Origin of the sequence: Bacillus sp. BB081, assembly GCF_008368895.1 — a bacterium.
GTDB lineage: Bacteria > Bacillota > Bacilli > Bacillales > Bacillaceae_G > Bacillus_A > Bacillus_A wiedmannii.
Window position 1 is genome coordinate 1 of record NZ_QOZX01000005.1, and the last position, 21,365, is coordinate 21,365.

23 protein-coding genes, 19 tRNA genes, 1 rRNA gene and 4 riboswitches are annotated in these 21,365 nt (G+C 38.0%); of the genes, 41 read left to right on the plus strand and 2 right to left on the minus strand.

Features of this window, described 5'->3' with window-relative positions; translation table 11 throughout:
* Positions 1 to 89: 89 nt before the first annotated feature.
* From rrf to DN394_RS02960, 22 genes are all read left to right on the plus strand, one after another.
* Positions 90 to 205: ribosomal RNA gene (gene rrf, locus DN394_RS02855) — 5S ribosomal RNA — on the plus strand.
* A 5-nt stretch (positions 206 to 210) separates the two neighbouring features.
* A tRNA-Val gene (locus DN394_RS02860) sits at positions 211 to 286 on the plus strand.
* A gap of 8 nt (positions 287 to 294) precedes the next feature.
* A tRNA-Tyr gene (locus DN394_RS02865) sits at positions 295 to 378 on the plus strand.
* An 11-nt stretch (positions 379 to 389) separates the two neighbouring features.
* A tRNA-Gln gene (locus DN394_RS02870) sits at positions 390 to 464 on the plus strand.
* Positions 465 to 468: 4 nt separating this feature from the next.
* Positions 469 to 544 (plus strand) — tRNA-Lys (locus DN394_RS02875).
* Between the two features lie 14 nt (positions 545 to 558).
* Positions 559 to 639, plus strand: a tRNA-Leu gene (locus DN394_RS02880).
* Between the two features lie 29 nt (positions 640 to 668).
* A tRNA-Gly gene (locus DN394_RS02885) sits at positions 669 to 743 on the plus strand.
* A gap of 16 nt (positions 744 to 759) precedes the next feature.
* Positions 760 to 848: transfer RNA gene (locus DN394_RS02890), tRNA-Leu, on the plus strand.
* Between the two features lie 3 nt (positions 849 to 851).
* Positions 852 to 925 (plus strand) — tRNA-Arg (locus tag DN394_RS02895).
* 10 nt (positions 926 to 935) lie between these two features.
* A tRNA-Pro gene (locus DN394_RS02900) sits at positions 936 to 1,009 on the plus strand.
* A 15-nt stretch (positions 1,010 to 1,024) separates the two neighbouring features.
* Positions 1,025 to 1,097, plus strand: a tRNA-Ala gene (locus tag DN394_RS02905).
* Positions 1,098 to 1,117: 20 nt separating this feature from the next.
* Positions 1,118 to 1,210: transfer RNA gene (locus DN394_RS02910), tRNA-Ser, on the plus strand.
* Positions 1,211 to 1,268: 58 nt separating this feature from the next.
* Positions 1,269 to 1,361 (plus strand) — tRNA-Ser (locus DN394_RS02915).
* 23 nt (positions 1,362 to 1,384) lie between these two features.
* Positions 1,385 to 1,461 (plus strand) — tRNA-Met (locus tag DN394_RS02920).
* A 3-nt stretch (positions 1,462 to 1,464) separates the two neighbouring features.
* Positions 1,465 to 1,540 (plus strand) — tRNA-Asp (locus tag DN394_RS02925).
* An 8-nt stretch (positions 1,541 to 1,548) separates the two neighbouring features.
* A tRNA-Phe gene (locus DN394_RS02930) sits at positions 1,549 to 1,624 on the plus strand.
* A gap of 9 nt (positions 1,625 to 1,633) precedes the next feature.
* A tRNA-Thr gene (locus DN394_RS02935) sits at positions 1,634 to 1,706 on the plus strand.
* 88 nt (positions 1,707 to 1,794) lie between these two features.
* A tRNA-Ile gene (locus DN394_RS02940) sits at positions 1,795 to 1,871 on the plus strand.
* Positions 1,872 to 1,879: 8 nt separating this feature from the next.
* Positions 1,880 to 1,954, plus strand: a tRNA-Asn gene (locus DN394_RS02945).
* 1 nt (position 1,955) lies between these two features.
* Positions 1,956 to 2,027 (plus strand) — tRNA-Glu (locus DN394_RS02950).
* A gap of 130 nt (positions 2,028 to 2,157) precedes the next feature.
* Complete coding sequence (locus DN394_RS02955) at positions 2,158 to 2,577, plus strand: CBS domain-containing protein (RefSeq protein ID WP_000199000.1); 420 nt, start codon at positions 2,158 to 2,160, stop codon at positions 2,575 to 2,577.
* A 296-nt stretch (positions 2,578 to 2,873) separates the two neighbouring features.
* Positions 2,874 to 4,025, plus strand: coding sequence for a DUF3965 domain-containing protein (locus DN394_RS02960; protein ID WP_046956752.1), 1,152 nt, complete (start codon positions 2,874 to 2,876; stop codon positions 4,023 to 4,025).
* Between the two features lie 228 nt (positions 4,026 to 4,253).
* Here the strand turns inward: DN394_RS02960 and DN394_RS02965 are convergent, their stop codons facing one another.
* Both DN394_RS02965 and DN394_RS02970 read right to left on the minus strand, forming a co-directional pair.
* A complete protein-coding gene (locus DN394_RS02965) occupies positions 4,254 to 4,592 on the minus strand; it encodes a hypothetical protein (RefSeq protein ID WP_149293591.1) in 339 nt (112 codons plus the stop codon).
* Positions 4,593 to 4,597: 5 nt separating this feature from the next.
* Positions 4,598 to 5,752, minus strand: a complete 1,155-nt coding sequence (locus DN394_RS02970; RefSeq protein WP_046960248.1) for an SH3 domain-containing protein — start codon at positions 5,750 to 5,752, stop codon at positions 4,598 to 4,600.
* 269 nt (positions 5,753 to 6,021) lie between these two features.
* Positions 6,022 to 6,133: riboswitch (TPP riboswitch) on the plus strand.
* Positions 6,134 to 6,193: 60 nt separating this feature from the next.
* Positions 6,194 to 6,296, plus strand: a riboswitch (TPP riboswitch).
* An 82-nt stretch (positions 6,297 to 6,378) separates the two neighbouring features.
* On the opposite strand from DN394_RS02970, the gene tenA reads away from it, so the two are divergent.
* The 19 genes from tenA to kdpDN all read left to right on the plus strand — a co-directional run bounded on the left by tenA (position 6,379) and on the right by kdpDN (position 21,346).
* Entirely contained in the window at positions 6,379 to 7,074 is a 696-nt protein-coding gene (gene tenA, locus DN394_RS02975) for a thiaminase II (protein WP_098110423.1), read from the plus strand.
* On the plus strand, positions 7,043 to 7,792 hold the full coding sequence (locus DN394_RS02980) for an ABC transporter ATP-binding protein (RefSeq protein ID WP_001256807.1): 750 nt from the start codon (positions 7,043 to 7,045) through the stop codon (positions 7,790 to 7,792). The genes tenA and DN394_RS02980 overlap by 32 nt, the downstream gene beginning before the upstream one ends.
* Complete coding sequence (locus DN394_RS02985) at positions 7,789 to 8,544, plus strand: ABC transporter permease (RefSeq protein ID WP_176542354.1); 756 nt, start codon at positions 7,789 to 7,791, stop codon at positions 8,542 to 8,544. The genes DN394_RS02980 and DN394_RS02985 overlap by 4 nt, the downstream gene beginning before the upstream one ends.
* Positions 8,541 to 9,542 (plus strand): ABC transporter substrate-binding protein, encoded by a 1,002-nt coding sequence (locus DN394_RS02990; RefSeq protein WP_098110422.1) that lies wholly within the window; start codon positions 8,541 to 8,543, stop codon positions 9,540 to 9,542. The genes DN394_RS02985 and DN394_RS02990 overlap by 4 nt, the downstream gene beginning before the upstream one ends.
* Before the next feature lie 10 nt (positions 9,543 to 9,552).
* Positions 9,553 to 10,173: a thiazole tautomerase TenI gene (gene tenI, locus DN394_RS02995; protein WP_087985841.1), complete on the plus strand. Its 621-nt coding sequence runs from the start codon at positions 9,553 to 9,555 to the stop codon at positions 10,171 to 10,173.
* A complete protein-coding gene (gene thiO / locus DN394_RS03000; protein WP_149293592.1) occupies positions 10,166 to 11,275 on the plus strand; it encodes a glycine oxidase ThiO in 1,110 nt (369 codons plus the stop codon). The genes tenI and thiO overlap by 8 nt, the downstream gene beginning before the upstream one ends.
* 15 nt (positions 11,276 to 11,290) lie before the next feature.
* Positions 11,291 to 11,494, plus strand: coding sequence for a sulfur carrier protein ThiS (gene thiS / locus DN394_RS03005; RefSeq protein ID WP_001049512.1), 204 nt, complete (start codon positions 11,291 to 11,293; stop codon positions 11,492 to 11,494).
* Between the two features lie 2 nt (positions 11,495 to 11,496).
* Positions 11,497 to 12,267 (plus strand): thiazole synthase, encoded by a 771-nt coding sequence (thiG, locus tag DN394_RS03010; RefSeq protein ID WP_000931990.1) that lies wholly within the window; start codon positions 11,497 to 11,499, stop codon positions 12,265 to 12,267.
* A complete protein-coding gene (gene thiF / locus DN394_RS03015) occupies positions 12,260 to 13,279 on the plus strand; it encodes a thiazole biosynthesis adenylyltransferase ThiF (RefSeq protein ID WP_098705562.1) in 1,020 nt (339 codons plus the stop codon). Before thiG ends, thiF begins: the two co-directional genes overlap by 8 nt.
* 6 nt (positions 13,280 to 13,285) lie before the next feature.
* Positions 13,286 to 14,107, plus strand: coding sequence for a bifunctional hydroxymethylpyrimidine kinase/phosphomethylpyrimidine kinase (gene thiD / locus DN394_RS03020; RefSeq protein ID WP_098109820.1), 822 nt, complete (start codon positions 13,286 to 13,288; stop codon positions 14,105 to 14,107).
* 85 nt (positions 14,108 to 14,192) lie between these two features.
* Positions 14,193 to 14,340, plus strand: a riboswitch (cyclic di-AMP (ydaO/yuaA leader).
* 93 nt (positions 14,341 to 14,433) lie between these two features.
* Positions 14,434 to 14,820: a hypothetical protein gene (locus tag DN394_RS03025; protein WP_046960255.1), complete on the plus strand. Its 387-nt coding sequence runs from the start codon at positions 14,434 to 14,436 to the stop codon at positions 14,818 to 14,820.
* 15 nt (positions 14,821 to 14,835) lie between these two features.
* A complete protein-coding gene (locus tag DN394_RS03030) occupies positions 14,836 to 15,066 on the plus strand; it encodes a hypothetical protein (RefSeq protein ID WP_046960256.1) in 231 nt (76 codons plus the stop codon).
* 26 nt (positions 15,067 to 15,092) lie between these two features.
* Positions 15,093 to 15,224, plus strand: a complete 132-nt coding sequence (locus tag DN394_RS29280; protein WP_076535694.1) for a hypothetical protein — start codon at positions 15,093 to 15,095, stop codon at positions 15,222 to 15,224.
* Between the two features lie 100 nt (positions 15,225 to 15,324).
* Positions 15,325 to 15,470, plus strand: a riboswitch (cyclic di-AMP (ydaO/yuaA leader).
* Positions 15,471 to 15,564: 94 nt separating this feature from the next.
* Positions 15,565 to 15,669, plus strand: coding sequence for a SipW-dependent-type signal peptide-containing protein (locus DN394_RS03035; RefSeq protein ID WP_046960257.1), 105 nt, complete (start codon positions 15,565 to 15,567; stop codon positions 15,667 to 15,669).
* Entirely contained in the window at positions 15,666 to 15,746 is an 81-nt protein-coding gene (kdpF, locus tag DN394_RS03040) for a K(+)-transporting ATPase subunit F (protein ID WP_046960258.1), read from the plus strand. The genes DN394_RS03035 and kdpF overlap by 4 nt, the downstream gene beginning before the upstream one ends.
* Before the next feature lie 19 nt (positions 15,747 to 15,765).
* The gene (gene kdpA, locus DN394_RS03045; protein WP_097917906.1) at positions 15,766 to 17,433 is read left to right on the plus strand and encodes a potassium-transporting ATPase subunit KdpA; all 1,668 of its coding nucleotides are present in this window, start codon (positions 15,766 to 15,768) and stop codon (positions 17,431 to 17,433) included.
* Between the two features lie 13 nt (positions 17,434 to 17,446).
* On the plus strand, positions 17,447 to 19,537 hold the full coding sequence (gene kdpB / locus DN394_RS03050; RefSeq protein ID WP_141475228.1) for a potassium-transporting ATPase subunit KdpB: 2,091 nt from the start codon (positions 17,447 to 17,449) through the stop codon (positions 19,535 to 19,537).
* Positions 19,538 to 19,553: 16 nt separating this feature from the next.
* Complete coding sequence (gene kdpC / locus DN394_RS03055; protein ID WP_098705560.1) at positions 19,554 to 20,135, plus strand: K(+)-transporting ATPase subunit C; 582 nt, start codon at positions 19,554 to 19,556, stop codon at positions 20,133 to 20,135.
* Between the two features lie 56 nt (positions 20,136 to 20,191).
* The gene (gene kdpDN / locus DN394_RS03060) at positions 20,192 to 21,346 is read left to right on the plus strand and encodes a KdpD-like non-kinase potassium sensor (RefSeq protein ID WP_149293593.1); all 1,155 of its coding nucleotides are present in this window, start codon (positions 20,192 to 20,194) and stop codon (positions 21,344 to 21,346) included.
* Positions 21,347 to 21,365: the final 19 nt, after the last annotated feature.

The window sequence follows — 21,365 nt, forward strand, 5'->3', positions numbered from 1 at the left end:
AATGTTATCTAGTTTTGAAAGAATATAAAAAACTTGTTGACTTTAAAAGTTAAATAAGTTATAATGATTCTTGTCTTAAATGAATATAGTCTGGTAATGATGGCAGAGAGGTCACACCCGTTCCCATACCGAACACGGAAGTTAAGCTCTCTAGCGCCGATGGTAGTTGGGACCTTGTCCCTGTGAGAGTAGGACGTTGCCAGGCAAAATGGAGGATTAGCTCAGCTGGGAGAGCACCTGCCTTACAAGCAGGGGGTCGGCGGTTCGATCCCGTCATCCTCCACCATATATGTCGGAGGGGTAGCGAAGTGGCTAAACGCGGCGGACTGTAAATCCGCTCCTTCGGGTTCGGCAGTTCGAATCTGCCCCCCTCCACCATTCTTAATTAATGGGCTATAGCCAAGCGGTAAGGCAACGGACTTTGACTCCGTCATGCGCTGGTTCGAATCCAGCTAGCCCAGCCATTAAGAGCCATTAGCTCAGTTGGTAGAGCATCTGACTTTTAATCAGAGGGTCGAAGGTTCGAATCCTTCATGGCTCACCATTTTAACAAAATATGCGGGTGTGGCGGAATTGGCAGACGCACTAGACTTAGGATCTAGCGCCTTTGGCGTGGGGGTTCGACTCCCTTCACCCGCACTTTTAATAAAATAACTCAAACATGTCTTGCGGAAGTAGTTCAGTGGTAGAATACAACCTTGCCAAGGTTGGGGTCGCGGGTTCGAATCCCGTCTTCCGCTCCAATTTTCAATATGACATGCCGGGGTGGCGGAACAGGCAGACGCACAGGACTTAAAATCCTGCGGTGGGTGACCACCGTGCGGGTTCGACCCCCGCCCTCGGCACCATATGCGCCCGTAGCTCAATTGGATAGAGCGTTTGACTACGGATCAAGAGGTTAGGGGTTCGACTCCTCTCGGGCGCGCTTTTATTAACGGGAAGTGGCTCAGCTTGGTAGAGCACCTGGTTTGGGACCAGGGGGTCGCAGGTTCAAATCCTGTCTTCCCGATATTCCCAAAAACATGGGGCCTTAGCTCAGCTGGGAGAGCGCCTGCCTTGCACGCAGGAGGTCAGCGGTTCGATCCCGCTAGGCTCCACTTTATTTATTATATGTCTCGGAGGTATACCCAAGTTCGGCTGAAGGGATCGGTCTTGAAAACCGACAGGCGGTGAGAATCGCGCGGGGGTTCGAATCCCTCTACCTCCTCCATTTTCTTTTTAAATGGTTTAGATACATATAATAATAAAATTTTTATTTTTTCCTTCATGGAGGTATACCCAAGTTCGGCTGAAGGGATCGGTCTTGAAAACCGACAGGCGGCGAGAGTCGCGCGGGGGTTCGAATCCCTCTACCTCCTCCATTTTTTAAAAAACATTATATTGTCGCGGGGTGGAGCAGCACGGTAGCTCGTCGGGCTCATAACCCGAAGGTCGCAGGTTCAAATCCTGTCCCCGCAACCAAATGGTCCCGTGGTGTAGTGGTTAACATGCCTGCCTGTCACGCAGGAGATCGCCGGTTCGACCCCGGTCGGGACCGCCATTTATGTTGGCTCGGTAGCTCAGTCGGTAGAGCAGAGGACTGAAAATCCTCGTGTCGGCGGTTCGATTCCGTCCCGAGCCACCATTTTTTTATGCCGACTTAGCTCAATTGGTAGAGCAACTGACTTGTAATCAGTAGGTTGGGGGTTCAAGTCCTCTAGTCGGCATCCTTTAGGGGCATAGTTTAAAGGTAGAACTGAGGTCTCCAAAACCTCCAGTGTGGGTTGATTAAATAATGCCCCTGTAAAAGTGTATGGGCCTATAGCTCAGCTGGTTAGAGCGCACGCCTGATAAGCGTGAGGTCGATGGTTCGAGTCCATTTAGGCCCACCATATATTATTCCGCAGTAGCTCAGTGGTAGAGCTATCGGCTGTTAACCGATCGGTCGTAGGTTCGAGTCCTACCTGCGGAGCCATGGCCCGTTGGTCAAGTGGTTAAGACACCGCCCTTTCACGGCGGTAACACGGGTTCGAATCCCGTACGGGTCATAAAAAAAAGAGTCAGCAATATGCTGGCTCTTTTTTATTTTGTGGAATCCTCCTTTATCAACCGATTTTCCTGAAATAAATAAAGGGATTTAGGAAAAGCTATGGTATGTATAAAAAGGAGGAGACAAAAATGACACGAGTGAGAGACTTTATGAGTACTCATGTTGTACATTGCACACCGCTAGACAATGTATATGAGGCTGCTGTAAAGATGAAAGAAGAATCGATTGGATTGATTCCAGTTGTTGAAAATGAGCAAGTTGTTGGGCTTGTTACGGACCGAGATTTAGTTGTTCGTGGGATTGCTGAGAAACATCCTGGATCTAATAAAATTACAAATGTAATGACAACAAACATTGTTTCAGTTTCTCCAGATGATTCTATTGAAAAAGCTACAGAGTTAATGGCACAGTATCAAATTAGACGATTACCAGTAGTTGAGGGTGGTCAACTCGTTGGGATGCTAGCACTAGGTGATTTAGCTATAAGAGAATTGGCAGATGATCAAGCGGGATTCGCTTTAAGTGAAATCTCGGAGCATACGGAATGAAGAGAGATTTTAATTAGTGGAATAAGTTACGTATAAAAATCAGATGCATTATTCTAGTATATATGGATTAAACTAATATGTTAGCATGATGTATCTGAGACATTATATAATAAATATATGGTTAGTAATTTCGACAGTTTTTTTTAAATTTGTCATTCTTAATTTTTAATAAGAGAAAAAATGATATACTGATAGATATAAGTATTATGAAAGATTTCGAATATAACAATATTCATCGTTAATGATGTAATAATGGATTAATATTTCCTATGTAGACAAAAGGGAAGGGGAATTATATGAGGGCTGTACAGCGCGATCCAAATTGGAATTTGGTTACAGATACATATATAGAACCAAATAATTTCGCTGAATTATTTTCTTTGCTTGTACCTTGTCATCCAAAAGGCGAAGGGAAAGAACGAACTATATTAGTGTGGAAAGAAAAAGAATTTTATAAAGAAGAAAATTTAGCGGCATTTATCGTATATGGAATGGATAAAGTAAAGAATTTGCCGCAGTTTCATAAAGATGAAATTCCAACTTTAGTACGTATTCTTCGTTTATGCCAAGAGATTGGTTGGTATGAAGAAGCAAATACTTTTATGATAACTCAAGGACTAGCTGAGTTTGTTCACACTTCATTGGAATATGAAACGTGGGATCTGTTGACGCAAGCGGTTGCTTTAAACTATTTAATTATTAAATATCGTATTGGTGAATTGACTGATGGGGATGTAGAAATTTGGGATAGGGTTAAATTTAATGAGAAATGTATAACGGATTGTAAACATCTATTATCTCATAAAGAAGTATTAGAATTTACATTCTTTTATATGTGTAAGAGAGCTAAATTACTATCAAAAGAGCAATTAAATAGTGATATGATGAGTCTAGCGATGTATTGTAATACGTTTGTGTATGACTTATACACACATGACTTATTACGAAAATATCGTAAGTGTACAGACTTCCTATCATATTATGGACCTAGTCAAGCGGTGTTAGCTTGTCAAAGAGCTGTACTTTCTCAAATTTCAGATCGATTAGACCCATTGAAAACTACTCATGTAGATGATTATTTATATGTAATGAAAGAAATGATGGAGCATATGACGATAGGAATAATGGATCGATATGATCATTTTATCGGGAAGTTATTATCATATGTGCCATTTTTCGAAATGATTCAAGTTCCACAACATGCATATTATTGTGAAGAATTGCTGTATATTTGTAAGGGCATTGAATATAAAGAAGAAATATTACGCAATTATATATTTATACAATTACATGATTGTTTACCATCATTCTTTAAACTATTTCTTAAAAATAAACGTTATGCAACAATTCATGATATTCTGTTCTATTGGTGTGATGATGAACAAAGAATGAGCTTAGAGAAAAAATATAATCTTAGCTTTATTTATGAAAAATATGCTTGTGGATAAAGAGCATTTTCTATATAAATTAAAAAGGATCTCAAGTTTATGTGAGATCCTTTTTTTATTAGTAAAGCAAGGAGAACGCAATTAAGACGAGAAATAACATTCCATAAAGGAGAAATTGTGCCGTATTACTTCCTTGTATACCAAAAAAAGTATTTATTTTCGTGTATAAATTCAATATATATTTTATCGGATTATCTTTGAAAGATCGGTACACAGTGTCTCCTCTTTCTAAGCTTTTTGTTCGTGTTTTTTGTTAGTAGGGACGTGAATGTATCTAGCTATGAATAATAAAACAGCCATAAAGAATACAGGAAATACGGTAGATAAATAAAAACCATTACTAATAATATTTGTTATTAGGGCACTTAATAGAAAGATGGCATTACATATATGGGCAATTTTTTGTTTTAGTTGTACTTGAAAGGATTCCATCATAATTTCTAAAGCCACAAAAGCAATGATAATAGATAAAAATACAGTGTTTGTATTGTAAATGATTAAACAACAGATTAAACCTAAAAAGGCTAAGTATTCAATTAAGAGAGGTATATTGATATTGCGTTGCATACAATTTACCTAACTAAATATGGCAGTGGGTTTACTGCATTTGTTTTTTCAAAATTCCATTCTCCATTGTGTAATTCAAAATGAAGATGTTGCCCGTATGAATGACCTGTGTTGCCCATATGACCTACTAATTGTCCAGCTTGTACTTGATCACCAGCTTGTACAGTGCGATCTTTCATGTGAGCATAGACTGTCGTATATAATTTCCCGTTTATTTGATGGGCGATGAACACAACATTGCCATAGCTAGCTGAATAATATGATTTCACAACTTTACCTGCAGCTGCCGCCTGGATAGAGACATTACCTTGAGCTGCAATATCTATACCATAATGCATTTGTTCCCAGCGTATATCAAAGGTTGAGCTAATTCTTCCTTGAGTAGGGAATTTGAAAACTGCTGGAATGGAAGTAGGTTGAGCCGTTTGAGCTTGTGATTGATTTTGCATCACATAATGTTTTGCTACGTATCCGTATCCTGTGCCAAAACGAATTTTATACCAAGTTCCTACAGTTTCCACTACTTGTATTTGTGTACCATTTTGTAATGAACCAAGTAGTGCACTACTTGTACTAGCGTTGCCACGTACATTAAGTTTAGGTGTTGCAACTGTGTATTTCGTATTATTTTGAACTGTGATGCCTTTTACTAAAGGTTGTGAACCATTAGACACGAATGCTTTTTGTACGTAACCTGTTTTGCCATTATGTAAAATTTTATACCACTCGCCTTGTTCTTCTTGAATGGTAACGAATTTTCCATTTGGTAATACATCTAAAATTGAAGATTCTAAATTAGGTTCAGAACGAACGTTTAATGCATTGGCATTAACGATGTATTGATTATTAGATTGAAGTTTGTTTTTTAGTAGAATAGCATCTTTTTGTACGTAACCTACTTTATTATTAACAGATACTTTATACCAGCCATTAGTTGTTTCAAGTATGTTTACTTTCGTATTAAAGCGAATTGTATCAATTGATGAGCTATTTGCGTTATCTTTTGTATGTAAGGCTACTTGATCGACTTTGACATATCCAGTTTTCACATTAGATAATTGTTCAGCGTTGGCTGTTTGTACATTTGTTTCTCCCATAGAAGGAAGTAAAGAGGCAATTGCGACAGTAGTTGCTGTTAAAGCAGTAGCTTTCATATTCATATAATAGAGACCTCCTCTAGTTGTATAGTTGTAATTTTATTATAGTATAAAGATATAATATAGTGGGTGTATTCACATAAATGTAATATGAAATCAATATAAAAATAAATTTTTTGAGGATAATGATTCCTTTTTATCCAATTAATTAGGATAATAATTTCTAAGATAGAATATAAGTATTATATAGTTTTGTTATTTTGTTGACAATTGAGAAAATTAAAATAGTTGATGATGTCTTATTACGGTGTTATACTGACAGTGTTAATTTCATAGTTTGCTAGGAGAGCTGGTGTTGCCAGCTGAGAGTAGGCCGTAAGCCTTTGATCCTTTTCATTACCTGATCTAGATTATGCTAGCGTAGGGAAGCAATACGGACACTAATAATGAGTCCCCGTTTCTTTGCGTATAGAAACGGGGCTTTTTTGTTTGAAAATTTCATATTGAAACCACTAGGGGTGCTTGTTGTGCTGAGAGAGGAATAATCCTTAACCCTTACAGACCTGATCTAGGTAATACTAGCGAAGGGAAGTGGAGCAACGAATAAATTATAATTTTATTTGCTGTAACCACTTCTTATTTAGAAGTGGTTTTTTATTTAGATATATAAATTGAAAGGGGATAGCGAAATGAAATTTTGCGATAGATTATTAGAAACTGTACAACAAGTTTGGGAGATGAGTCATAATCATCCGTTTGTAGTAGGTATGGGAGATGGCACGTTAGAAAAAGATAAGTTTCAGTATTATATTATTCAAGATTATTTATATTTGTTAGATTATGCAAAGCTATATGCGATTGGTGTTGTAAAAGCAACGAATCCACAAGTAATGGGGAAATTTGCTGAACAAATTGATGGCATATTAAATGGAGAAATGACGATCCATAAACAATATGCAAAAAGACTTGGTATTTCTATAGAGGAGATAGAATCTGCAAAACCATCTGCTAAAAATTTAGCCTATACAAATTACATGATGTCTGTATCTCAAAATGGCACACTTGCGGAATTAATAGCAGCACTTCTTCCATGTATGTGGAGCTACTGGGAAATTGGAAAGCGTTTAAACGATATTCCTGGAGCAAGAGATCATGAGTTCTTTGGTGAGTGGATTCAAGGATATAGTTCGGAAGAATACGGTAGCCTTTGTATTTGGTTAATCGATTTATTAAATGAAATGGCAGTTGGAAAGTCTGACAAAGAGCTAGATCGATTAGAGGAGATATTCCTATATTCCAGTCGATTTGAATATTTATTCTGGGATATGTCCTATCGTAAGGAGATGTGGGGATTTGAGGAGCAAGAACATACTACAGTTTCATAATGTTTCTTTTCATTATGATGAGAAACCAATCATCAATGAATTAAATGCTTCTATACAAGATAAAGAGTTTGTAAGTATTATTGGACCGAGTGGATGCGGCAAAAGTACTCTATTTCGCCTTATTACAGGTTTAGAAGAAGCAAGTACGGGACAGATAGAGCTGACAGAAACAAAGAGCCATCCTGTAGGGTATATGCCCCAAAAAGATATGCTCCTGCCATGGAGAACGATTATTGAGAATGCTGCCCTACCGCTAGAGTGCCAAGGTGTACAGAAGAAAGAAGCACAAATAAAGGCAAAGGAACTGTTACATAAATTTGGCTTACAAGGGTATGAGACAAAATATCCGAAAGATTTATCTGGTGGTATGAGACAACGCGTATCTTTTATTCGAACTTTATTAACAGGCGGGGAGATATTGTTGTTAGATGAACCGTTTAGCGCGTTGGACGCTTTAACGAAGGCATCTTTGCAAGAATGGCTGTTTGAACAATGGAAAGAGTGGGAAAAAACAATTTTATTTATCACTCATGATGTGGAAGAAGCGTTGTTTCTTTCTAATCGAATTTTAGTAGTAGAGCAGCAACCGATAACTACTTTAACCGAGAGGGTCGTACCACTTGATCGTAATCGAACAAGAAAAGATTTATATAAGCCTGAAGTGTTAGCGCTTAAAGATGAGCTTCTTAGTATGTTACAAAGGCAGGTACTCGTATGATTAACCGGTTGAAGGAGCTATTACCTGCCCTTACACTTACTAGTATTTTACTTGCCTTTTGGGAAGTAGGCGCAAGAATCGTAGACGAAATGTACATTTTACCGTCACCGTCTGCAATTGTGATGAAGATCTGGAAACTAAAAGATATATTATTTACGGTTCATTTGCCGGCAACCTTATCCGTCGTTTTAATAGGGGTGGCTATTTCTATCGTACTTGGGGTAGGGCTAGCGATGTTAATGAATGCGAGTAATTGGATGGAGAGAGCATTTTATCCACTATTGGTTGCCTCACAAACGATTCCGATTACAGCGCTTGCTCCGCTCTTTGTTTTATGGTTTGGATATACGATCTGGAGTAAGGTTGTTGTTACTGTTTTAATTACGTTTTTCCCAATTGCGGTCAATACGTATGATGGACTACGCAGTACGAAAAAAGAATGGGAGGAGCTATTATTTACGTATGGGGCAACGAAAAAAGATGTTTTTCTTAAATTAAAATTGCCGTCTGCTCTTCCTTATTTTTTCTCAGCTTTAAAAATTGCAGTTCCGCTTAGTGTAATTGGGGCAGCAATCGGTGAATGGCTCGGTGCACAAGCTGGGCTTGGATATTTCAGTAAAAGAATGATGACGCAGTTAGACGGAGCAGGTGTATTTGCACCCATTGTATTGTTATCATTATTAGCTATTTTCTTCGTCATACTTATCTCAGTATTAGAAAAGAAATTTATTAGTTGGAGGAAGTATTCATGAAATTTTTAAAACGCATCTTTGTGTTGACATTATTAGTTGCAATGATTACTGGATGTTCTAGTAATTCAGCGTCAGATAAGGGGAAAAAGGAAAAAGAAATAACGGTCATGCTTGATTGGTACCCAAATGCGGTACATAGCTTTATTTATGCAGCAATTGAAAAAGGCTATTTTAAAGAAGAAGGAGTAAAGGTGAATATAAAATTCCCTTCTAATCCGACTGATCCATTAACTTTAGCAGCTGCAGGAAAAGTAACGGTTGGCTTATATTATCAGCCAGACGTTGTCATGGCAAAAGCAAATGAACAAATTCCAGTGAAATCAATTGGAGCTGTCGTACGTTCACCATTAAATCATGTTGTATCGCTGAAATCAGCAGGCATTCAATCGCCAAAAGATTTAGAGGGGAAAACAGTTGGCTATTCTGGAACACCTTTAAGTGAGATGTATTTAAAAACGATGGTAAAAGAAGCTGGTGGTAATCCAGATACAGTGAAAGTAGTCGATGTTGGCTTTGATTTAGTACCGGCATTAATTACGAAAAAAGTGGATGCGGTAACAGGGGCATATATTAACCATGAAGTACCTGTTATGCGTCATGAAGGTCATGAACCAGCGTACTTTAACCCAGCAGATTACGGTGTACCGAATTACCATGAGCTTGTATTTGTAACAGGTGATAAAACGTTGAAAAAAGATAAAGAAGCGTTACAAGCTTTCTTACGTGGTACGAAAAAAGGCTATGATTTCATGAAGAAAAATCCAGATGAAGCATTAAATATTTTATTAAACCATCAAGAAAAAGAAAACTTCCCGCTTGTACCAGAAGTTGAAAAAGAGAGCATGAAAATTTTATTAGAGAAGATGGAAACGAAAGATGAGCCATTCTTATCGGATTCAAAAGAGTCATGGGAGAAACAAAATAAATGGCTGAAAGATAAAGGAATGACGAAAGAAATCGTTCCGGCTGAGGAATTATTCGAAAACATTTTAAAGTAGGCGAATGAATATGAAAAATGAGCTTCATGTAATCTCAAATGGTCACATGTCATTCGAAGAGTTAGTGAATGTAGCGATGCAAATTGAGAGTGAGATTGATTATTTGCATATTCGTGAGCGTGAGAAAAGTACGAAGGATTTGTATGAAGGTGTGGAAAGTCTTTTGAAGAAAGGCTTTCCAGCATCGAAGATAGTAATAAATGATCGAATTGATATTGCTATTTTATTAAACATTCCGCGCGTGCAGCTCGGATATCGAAGCGCAAATGTAAGGTCGGTGAAAGAAAAGTTTTCTTATTTGCATGTCGGTTATTCTGTGCATTCTTTAGAAGAAGCGATCGATGCATTTAAGAATGGAGCGGATTCACTCGTCTATGGTCATGTATTTCCGACAGATTGTAAAAAAGGTGTACCAGCGAGAGGGCTTGAAGAAATTTCAGTCATTGCAAAGTGTTTATCTATACCGATTACAGCAATTGGAGGAATCACCACGGAAAACACTGGTGATGTTCTTGCTAACGGTGTCAGTGGTATTGCTGTTATGTCTGGGATTATAAGTAGTAATAACCCGTATAGCAAAGCGAAATCTTATAAGGAATCAATAAGAAAGTGGGCGGAAAAACATGTGTAAGAAGTATGATGTAGCGATAATTGGCGGTGGTGTAATCGGTAGTTCAGTTGCACATTTTCTAGCAGAAAGAGGACATAAAGTAGCGATTATAGAGAAGCAAAGAATTGCATCTGAAGCCTCGAAAGCAGCCGCTGGTTTACTTGGGGTTCAGGCAGAATGGGATGCATATGACCCACTATTTGAACTTGCGAGAGAAAGCCGTGCTATATTTCCACAACTTGCAGCAGTTTTGCGTGAAAAAACAGGCATCGATATTGGATATGAAGAGAAAGGCATTTATCGCATTGCCCAAAATGAAGATGAGAAGGAAAGAATTCTTCACATTATGGATTGGCAGCAGAAAACAGGTGAAGATTCTTATTTTCTAACAGGAGACCTTTTACGAGAGAAAGAGCCGTTTCTATCGGAGTCAATTATAGGTGCTGTATATTATCCAAAAGACGGTCATGTTATTGCACCGGAGCTTACGAAAGCATTCGCACATTCCGCATCATTCTCGGGTGCTGATATATATGAACAGACAGAAGTGTTCGATATTCGTATTGAAAATAATAAAGTGACTGGGATTGTTACAAGCGAAGGTATTATCGCGTGCGAGAAGGTCGTGATTGCGGGTGGTTCATGGAGCACGAAGTTACTAGGTTATTTTCACCGCGAATGGGGTACATATCCAGTTAAAGGAGAAGTAGTAGCGGTAAGAAGTAGAAAACCACTTTTAAAGGCGCCTATTTTCCAAGAAAGATTTTACATTGCCCCAAAGCGTGGTGGACGTTACGTAATTGGAGCAACGATGAAGCCTCATACGTTTAATAAAACAGTGCAACCAGAAAGTATTACTTCTATATTAGAGCGTGCTTATACAATATTGCCAGCTTTAAAAGAAGCAGAGTGGGAAAGCACATGGGCAGGATTAAGGCCACAATCAAATCACGAAGCTCCTTATATGGGAGAGCATGAAGAAATAAAAGGTTTATATGCTTGTACTGGACATTATCGAAATGGCATTTTATTAAGCCCGGTTTCTGGTCAGTATATGGCTGATTTAATAGAAGGAAAGCAGGAGAATCACTTGCTAGATGCATTGCTTTCTAAACCGGTTTAGAAAGGGGATGGAGGTTTGAATTTAAAAATTAATGGTAATCAAATGGAAGTGCCAGAGAGTGTAAAAACAGTGGCTGAGCTACTTACACATTTAGAGTTAGATAACAGAATTGTAGTAGTAGAGCGTAATAAAGATATTTTACAAAAAGATGATCATACAGATACATCTGTTTTTGATGGAGACCAAATTGAGATTGTAACTTTCGTAGGAGGCGGTTGATTATGTTAAACATTGGACCATTTTCATTTCATTCTAGACTTTTATTAGGAACAGGGAAATTCCCTGATTTTGATGTACAGCAAAAGGCAATTGATGTATCTGAGGCTGAGGTTTTAACGTTCGCAGTACGTCGTATGGATATATTTGATGCAAAGCAGCCTAATTTATTAGAGAAACTTGATGTGAAAAAATATAAGTTATTACCGAATACAGCTGGAGCAAAAAATGCTGAAGAAGCTGTTCGTATTGCAAAATTAGCAAAAGCTTCGGGGCTTTGCGATATGATCAAAGTAGAAGTTATTGGTGATGATAGAACGTTATTACCTGATCCAGTAGAAACGTTAAAGGCATCTGAAATGTTACTAGAAGAAGGATTTATCGTTCTTCCGTATACATCTGATGATGTTGTATTAGCACGTAAATTACAAGAACTAGGTGTGCATGCAATTATGCCAGGAGCATCACCAATCGGTTCAGGGCTTGGTATTGTAAATCCATTAAATTTAAGTTTCATTATTGAACAAGCGACAGTGCCAGTTATCGTTGACGCTGGTATCGGTAGCCCGGCTGATGCGGCATTTGCGATGGAATTAGGAGCGGATGGTGTGTTATTAAATACGGCTGTATCGGGAGCAAAAGATCCAATAAAAATGGCACAAGCAATGAAATTAAGTATTGAAGCAGGACGATTAGGATTTGAAGCGGGGCGTATTGCACGTAAACGTTGTGCAACAGCAAGCAGTCCTTTAGAAGGAATGAGCGTAGTTGAATAATCGATATTCTCGCCAAGAATTATTTTCTCCAATTGGAGAAGAGGGGCAACGAAAGATAAGAGAAAAGCATGTACTCATTATCGGTGCAGGTGCATTAGGTAGTGCAAATGCAGAGATGTTTGTAAGAGCAGGTGTTGGCACAGTAACGATTGTTGACCGAGATTATGTCGATTGGAGTAATTTACAAAGGCAACAATTGTACGCAGAGAGTGATGTAGAAAATAATCTTCCGAAGGCTGTAGCGGCAAAAAAACGTCTAGCAGAGATCAATCGTGAAGTAAGAGTAGAGGCTCTCGTTCAAGATGTAACAGCTGAGGAATTAGAAGAGCTTGTTACAAACGTAGATGTAATGATTGATGCAACTGATAATTTCGAAACACGTTTTATTGTGAATGATATAGCGCAAAAACATTCTATTCCATGGATTTACGGAGCATGTGTAGGGAGTTACGGCCTTTCTTACACAATTCTTCCTAGTAAAACGCCATGTTTATCTTGTTTATTACAATCGATTCCGCTTGGCGGGGCGACATGTGATACAGCGGGCATTATATCACCTGCTGTATCTCTCGTCGTTTCTCATCAAGTAACGGAAGCTCTTAAATTGTTAGTGGAAGATTATGAATCACTTCGAGATGGACTTGTGTCGTTTGATGTGTGGAAGAATGAATATTCATGTATGAATGTGCAAAAGCTTCGTAAGCATAATTGTCCTTCGTGCGGAGAGAATGAGATATACCCGTATTTAAATAAAGAAAACACATCGAAAACAGCAGTTTTATGCGGGAGAAATACAGTTCAAATTAGGCCACCTCATAAAGAAGAAATGGATTTTGAACGATACAAAGAGCTGCTGAAAGATCGCGTAAATGATTTAAATGTAAATCCATATTTATTATCATTTTCAGTTGAAGAAAAGAGATTAGTTGCTTTCAAAGATGGACGTGTACTCGTACATGGAACGAAAGATATAAGCGAAGCAAAAACAATTTATCATCGCTATTTTGGATAGAAAAGGATGAGTGGGATGAAAGTAAATAAAGCTTTAACAATTGCAGGATCTGATAGTGGAGGCGGTGCCGGCATTCAAGCAGATTTAAAAACATTCCAAGAGCTTGGTGTGTATGGGATGACGGCTATTACGGCAATTACTGCTCAAAATACGCTTGGCGTTCAAGGGGTATATCCAGTTCCGTTAGAAGGTATTACGGAACAGCTGAATTCAATTGGTACGGATTTAACACCAGATGCTGTGAAACTAGGAATGTTATTTAGCAGTGAAATTATTCAAATTGTAGCAGAACATATTAATAAATTTGGGTGGAATAATATTGTACTAGATCCTGTTATGATTGCTAAGGGCGGTGCATCATTATTACAACAAGAAGCAGTACAAGCATTAAAAGAATATTTATTACCAGTAGCAACCGTTGTAACACCGAATGTTCCTGAAGCAGAAGTGTTAACTGGGATGGAAATTCATAATGTTGAAGATAGTAAGGAAGCTGCGAAAGTACTGCATGAATTAGGTGCGAAATACGTGCTTATGAAGGGCGGCCATGCAGAGTATCAAGGTAATGAAGTAATTGATTTACTCTTTGATGGTGAGCAATTTATCGAATTTAGAAGTGAACGAATTCCTTCAAAGCAAACGCATGGAAGCGGGTGCACATTTGCGTCTGCAGTTACAGCAGGACTTGCGAAAGGATACTCGATTGAACAGGCAGTTCAAGAAGCAAAACGATTTATTAGTATAGCAATTGAAGAGCCATTGAATATTGGAAGTGGTCATGGGCCGACGAATCATTTTGCGTATAAATTGAATAAAACGCGTGTATAAGTAAGGGGAAAGTCAGTTTTGTAACTGGCTTTTTTTCTGTTTACTTTTTCCAATTACAGGAGTAATATATCAGCCAGAATACATTTTTTGTAATACGCTGAGTCCAATTGTATGGAGCGGAGGAACCAATTTGTGCATTGTCACTCGGGGTGAATCTTTCAATTTTGAAAGTAGGGCTACTCTCAAAGTCCGAATCCGACAGCTAACTTCGTAAGCGTCTTGAGAGAGGACGGTGCCATGATGGATACATCACTTCATCGATCTGATTAGTATAGGGGAATATCAATCTATGTTTGAGTTCTTTTATGCTAAGGAGGATGAGGTACATGGAATTAACACTTATTTGTGTTGGGGAAGAAAGCAAGGTAAATAGTTTAAGAGATTTAGTAGCGTTTCAACATGAGTTAATTATTTTTACAGCAAATGAAGAGATAGCTGCTGAAGTTAGGAATTGTGGGTTTGATTGGACTTATAGCTGTAGTAAGGCGCAAGATTTTACTAGTATTTGTGAGTGTATTAAGAAGGTGATTTTACTAGGGGATGAGCTTCCAATCATTAGTTTCTTCACAGAACACATTCGCTTTTCTTTTCAAGCACCTATTACTGTTGTTACAAGGAATAAACGATATCCAGCGAGGCTCTATGAAACAATTGGGGCTACATTTGTCGTGTTTACGAATTGTAATAATATTTCTTTTTTATTTTTTGAATAGGGCGGGGGAAAAAAGATGAAGGTGTTGTTACTAGGAGATATAGCGAATCGTTGGGCGGTATCAGTAGAGCGAGTTCAAGAATTGGTGGTGCTTGATCCTATTTTTCCAAGGCCCTATATCATATTGCCATCGAAAGAAGCTTTATATTTAAAAACAGATGTTATCGAATATGAGCAGCTACATGCAGAATTGTCACAAGTTTATATTCGCGGGAGAAATTTGCGCGCGTTTTTGCGTGGAGAATAAATAGTGAAAAAAAGAGCGAATGCTGAGTGCAACAAGCTATGCGCTTCATGTCATTCGCTCTTTTTATTTCGTATTTAAAAGATCATTTCTGTGAAAAAGAAAGAAAAGATGAGAAAACAGATGAAATCATATTAATAACACTCAATGTAAGCGTTTAAATAGATGGATATTTTCTTATTTTCAGTAATTTGGCTCTTTACAAGTTAAATATAGAGGAGTATATTTACTCTCATAAATCATTCATAAAATTTCCAAAAAAACCTAAAATCGCTGAGTTCCAGAAATGGAGCGGGGGAACCAATTTTGTGCATCGTCACTTGGGGTGAATCTTTCAGTTTTGAAAGTAGGGCTACTCTTTAGGCCCGAATCCGACAGCTAACCTCGTAAGCGTTTAGAGAGGAGGTTTACTTTGTGTTGTTCATTTCGAACACTAAGTAGAGCTTAGTGTTCTTTTTTTGATAATTAAATGGTAAATTTTTACAAGGAAGAGGGGTAGCTATGTTAGATTTTGTAATGATCGGGATTTTTGTTGTGTTAGTCGCATCGATGGTAAGTCTTGCAAGTTGGTCAGATAAAGTTGTGAAAGAAGGGAAGCAATCATGACGGCTGCCTTATCGGTTATTGTTGCAGCAATTACGGTGTACTTAGTGTATGCATTATTAAATCCAGAAAAGTTTTAATTAGGGGGAATCATTCATTATGATTTGGGTCGCAGTTGTTATTACCATGCTGTTGTTTATTCTTGTGGCAAAGCCAATGGGGATTTATTTAGAGAAAGCCTTTCAAGGTAGTAAAAAGTTAGATAAAGTATTCGGGCCTTTTGAAAAACTTATTTTTAAAATTACGGGTGTAAAAGAATACAATCAAACGTGGAAACAGTACGCATTGTCATTAGTTTTATTAAATGGATTTATGATTGTTGTCGTATATTTCATTTTCAGACTACAAGGAGTATTGCCATTAAATCCAGCACACATTGAAGGGATGGAGCCTACGCTTGCTTTTAATACAGCGATTAGTTTTATGGCTGATACAAACTTACAGCATTATAGCGGTGAAAATGGTTTATCTTATTTATCACAATTAATCGGAATTACATTTTTAATGTTTGCAGCACCAGCAACGACTTTAGCACTTGTAATGGCGTTTATAAGAGGGCTTGCTGGGAAGGAACTCGGTAACTTTTTCTTTGATTTTACGAGAGCACTAACGAGAGTATTTCTTCCTATCGCATTTATTGCGGCACTAGTCTTTGTCGCACTTGGTGTACCACAAACGTTAGACGGGGCCGTTACAGCACAAACAATCGATGGGGCAAAGCAAAGTATATTACGTGGGCCTGTTGCATCATTCGTGTCCATTAAGGAACTCGGAAATAACGGCGGTGGATTTTTCGGAGCAAACTCTACACATCCTTTCGAAAATCCAGGGCAAATGAGTAATATTTTACAAATGATGCTTATGATGTTATTGCCAACAGCACTTCCATTTACTTACGGACGAATGGTAGGAAATAAAAAACAAGGTCGTATCCTTTTCGTATCACTATTCATGGTATTTTTACTAGGGTTTATAACGATTACTACATCTGAATTACATGGGAATCCAGCGTTAAATGGAATGGGCATCGAACATGTACAAGGGAGTACAGAAGGAAAAGAAGTACGATTTGGAACAGTATTTTCTTCCCTATACGCAACAGTGACGACAGCTGCTGAAACAGGAGCCGTTAATACGATGCATGATACGTTAACACCAATTGGCGGGTTAGTACCACTCGTAAATATGATGTTAAATACAGTGTATGGCGGCGTTGGAGCAGGTTTTGTGAACATTATTATGTATGCGATTATCGCAGTCTTTATATCTGGATTGATGGTTGGACGGACACCCGAGTTTTTAGGTAAGAAAATTGAAGGCAAGGAAATGAAATTAATTGCGGTAACGATACTATTTCATCCACTGCTTATTTTAGGGTTTTCAGCATTAGCTCTTTCAACAAGTTTAGGAACGGATGCCATTTCTCATTCTAGTTTCCACGGTTTAACGCAAGTGGTATATGAATACACATCGTCAGCTGCGAATAACGGATCTGGATTTGAAGGGTTAGCGGATAATACACCGTTTTGGAATATTACAACTGGCTTAGTTATGTTTTTAGGGCGCTATTTCAGTTTAATTACGATGTTAGCTGTGGCAGCTTCGTTGAAAGAGAAGACGGTAGTGCCAGAAACAGTCGGAACGTTTCGTACAGATAATAGTTTATTTGGAGGTATCTTCATCGGAACGATTGTAATTGTCGGTGCGTTAACATTTTTCCCGATGTTAGTACTTGGCCCAATTGCAGAATTTCTTACATTGAAGTAATGGAGGGTAAATGATGAGACCGGTAGTAGTAAAAGAAAAACAAGTAAATCAGTCACAAATACATGCTGTAGAAGATGAAGTTAGACAAGCGAAAACGATGGATCGTGATATCGTGACACATGCGATGAAACAATCCTTTGCGAAATTGAATCCGAAAGTCATGATAAAGAATCCGATTATGTTCGTTGTAGAAATTGGATTTATCATTACGTTCATTTTATCGTTTCTTCCAAGTCATTCTAGTAGTGTACCAGGATGGTTTAATATAACAGTTTCTCTCATTCTATTATTTACAGTTTTATTTGCTAACTTTGCAGAAGCGTTAGCGGAAGGACGGGGGAAAGCGCAAGCCGATTCTTTAAAACAGTCGAAGAAAGATGTGTTTGCAAATGTTGTAAAAGAAAATGGAGACATTGTTCAAGTTTCAGCAACTGATCTGAGAAAAGATGACGTTGTTATTGTAAAACAAGGAGAAATGATTCCGAGTGATGGGGAAGTAATTAAAGGATTAGCGTCTGTTGATGAATCTGCGATTACAGGGGAATCAGCTCCTGTAATAAAAGAAGCGGGCGGCGATTTTTGTTCCGTAACAGGCGGGACGATGGTCGTAAGTGATGAGATTACAATTGTCATTACGAGTAATCCTGGTGAATCATTTATTGATAAAATGATTTCGTTAGTAGAAGGAGCTGCTCGTCAAAAAACGCCGAATGAGATTGCTTTAAATACAGTATTAACGAGTTTAACGCTTATTTTCTTAATCGTTGTTGTGACGTTGCCGATTTTTACAAACTATTTAGGGTTTCAAATTGATACAGCTGTACTTGTAGCGTTGTTAGTTTGTTTAATTCCAACGACAATTGGTGGTTTATTATCAGCAATTGGTATTGCCGGGATGGACCGCGTGACAAAGTTCAATGTGTTAGCGATGTCGGGTAAAGCAGTAGAAGCTGCGGGTGATATTAATACAATCATTTTAGATAAAACAGGTACGATTACTTTCGGGAACCGAATGGCACATACATTGCTTCCTGTAGGAAATGAGACGATTGAGCAAGTAGGGAAATGGGCTGCGATTAGTTCAGTCTTAGATGAAACACCAGAAGGTCGATCAGTTATAGAATATGTAAAAATGAAATCTATATCATATAATCGAGAAATTGCAGAACAAGGTGAGTTTGTTCCGTTTAAAGCAGAAACGAGAATGAGTGGTGTCGATTTACAGGACGGAACGAAAGTGAGAAAAGGTGCTGTAGGTAGCGTGATTGAATGGGTTCAATCACAAGGTGGGATAATTCCAAAAGATTTAAATCAAAAAGCGGATTTCATTTCAAAAGAGGGTGGAACACCACTTGTAGTTGCAGTGAATAATCGTATTTACGGTTTAATTTATTTAAAGGATACAGTAAAGCCAGGTATGCGTGATCGTTTTGAACAGCTGCGCCAAATGGGGATTAAAACGGTTATGTGTACAGGGGATAACCCGTTAACAGCAGCAACGATTGCAAAAGAAGCAGGAGTAGATGAGTTTGTTGCTGAGTGTAAGCCAGAAGATAAAATTGCGGTTATTAAAGCAGAGCAAGATAAAGGGAAACTTGTAGCGATGACAGGTGATGGTACAAATGATGCTCCGGCATTAGCGCAGGCGGACGTTGGATTAGCAATGAATAGTGGTACGACAGCTGCGAAAGAAGCAGCAAATATGATTGACCTAGATTCGAATCCAACGAAGATTATTGAGGTAGTAGGGATTGGTAAGCAATTGTTAATGACACGCGGTGCGTTAACGACGTTTAGTATTGCGAATGATATAGCGAAATATTTCGCAATCATTCCAGCAATGTTTACACTTGCAATTCCGCAAATGGAAGCATTAAACATTATGAAATTAACATCACCACTTTCAGCAATCTTATCAGCATTAATATTTAATGCAGTTATTATTCCATTACTCATTCCATTGGCGATGAAAGGTATCGCATATAAACCGATGAGTTCGAATGCACTACTTGGCCGAAACCTACTTATTTATGGACTTGGTGGGGTTATTGTACCGTTCATTGGAATTAAAGTAATTGATATAATTGTCGGCTTGTTCATATAAGGAAGAGGGGAAAAAGATGGCGAAGAAACAAAGTATACTATCACCAATTGTCCGCATTACTTTTACATTTTTAGTGTTGTGCGGCCTTGTATACCCGCTTATTGTTACTGGTATTGCACAAGCGGTAATGAAGGATAATGCGGACGGAAGTTTAATATATAATGATAAAAATGAAGTGATTGGTTCTAAATTAATCGGTCAAAACGTCACAGATCCACGTTATTTTCATGGGCGTGTTTCTAGTATTGAATATAAGGCAGAAGCATCTGGTTCAAATAACTATGCACCGTCTAATCCAGATTTAGGGAAACGAGTAGAGACAAGTATTGAAGAGTGGAAGAAACAAAACCCAACTGTTCCAGTTACAGAAGTGCCGATCGATCTAGTGACGAATTCAGGTTCAGGGCTAGATCCTGATATTAGTCCAGAGGCAGCTTCTGTGCAGGTGGATCGTATCTCTAAATTAACGAATATTCCGAAAGAAACGCTAAATCAGTTGATTAAGAATCAAACGGAAGGTGCGGCACTTGGCTTATTTGGAGAAACCCGCGTGAACGTCTTAAAGTTAAATTTAGAATTAAAGAAACTAATGAAATAGTAACAGTGCTACCTCAATCTAACGGATTGAGGTAGCGTTGTTTCGAAAGAAAGGTTGTGAATGTGTTGTATGCGGATGACTATAAACCGACGTTTCAAAGGCGAACACCAGAAGAGTATTTAGAATATATTCGTCAGCAAAACCGCGGGAAGTTAAAGCTATATGTAGGAGCAGCTCCAGGAGTAGGGAAAAGTTATAAAATGCTCTTTGATGCAAGAGAGATGAAAAAAGACGGTATGGATATTGTAATTGGTTTAATTGAAACGCATGGAAGAAAAGAGACAGAAGAAGCAATTGCTGATTTAGAAAAAGTTCCTTTAAAAGAAATAGATTATAAAGGGAAAGTATTTTATGAACTCGATGTAGAAGGAATTATAAAACGTGCACCACAAGTAGTTGTTGTGGATGAACTCGCGCATAGTAATATTCCTGGATCTAAAAATAAGAAACGTTATATGGACGTACAGGAATTACTAGAGGCTGGTATATCAGTATTATCAGCATTTAATATTCAACATTTAGAAAGTGTTCACGATATTGTAGCTCAAATTACGAATGTAAAAGTAAGAGAGCGTATTCCAGATTTTATTTTACAAAAGGCAAATGAAATTCAGCTCGTTGATGCAACGCCGGAAGTATTAAGGAAGAGATTAATAGACGGAAAGATATATAAAGAAGAAAAAATAGAGCAAAGCTTACAAAATTTCTTTACGCTTAATAATTTAGGGGCACTAAGAGAATTGTCGCTTCGTGAAGTGGCAGATGATATGGACGAGAAAATTAGCCAAACCGTTATAGAACCGATTGGTGTGAAAGAAAAAATTCTCGTTTGCGTACAATACAGTTCAACAGCGGAGAAATTAATAAGACGGGGATGGCGCATGGCGGATCGGTTAAACGCTGAATTGTATGTATTAAATGTTGAAAGAGAAAATATAGAGTCCCTTTCAGCAGGGAAAAAGCAAACGATTGAAGAGTGGGAGTTGCTAACGAATCAATTTGATGCGAGTTTTGTTTTAGAAGAGGCAAAAGGAAGAAAGCCAGCGGATGTTATTATTGAAGTCGCGAAAAGACTACAAGTAACACAAATTTTACTCGGACAATCGGCAAGAACACGTTGGGAAGAAATACGAAAAGGTTCAATTGTAAATGAAATTATGAGAGAAACGAAGTATATTGATATTCATATCGTTGCAGATCAAAGAGTTTAGAATAGAGACCATCTATAGG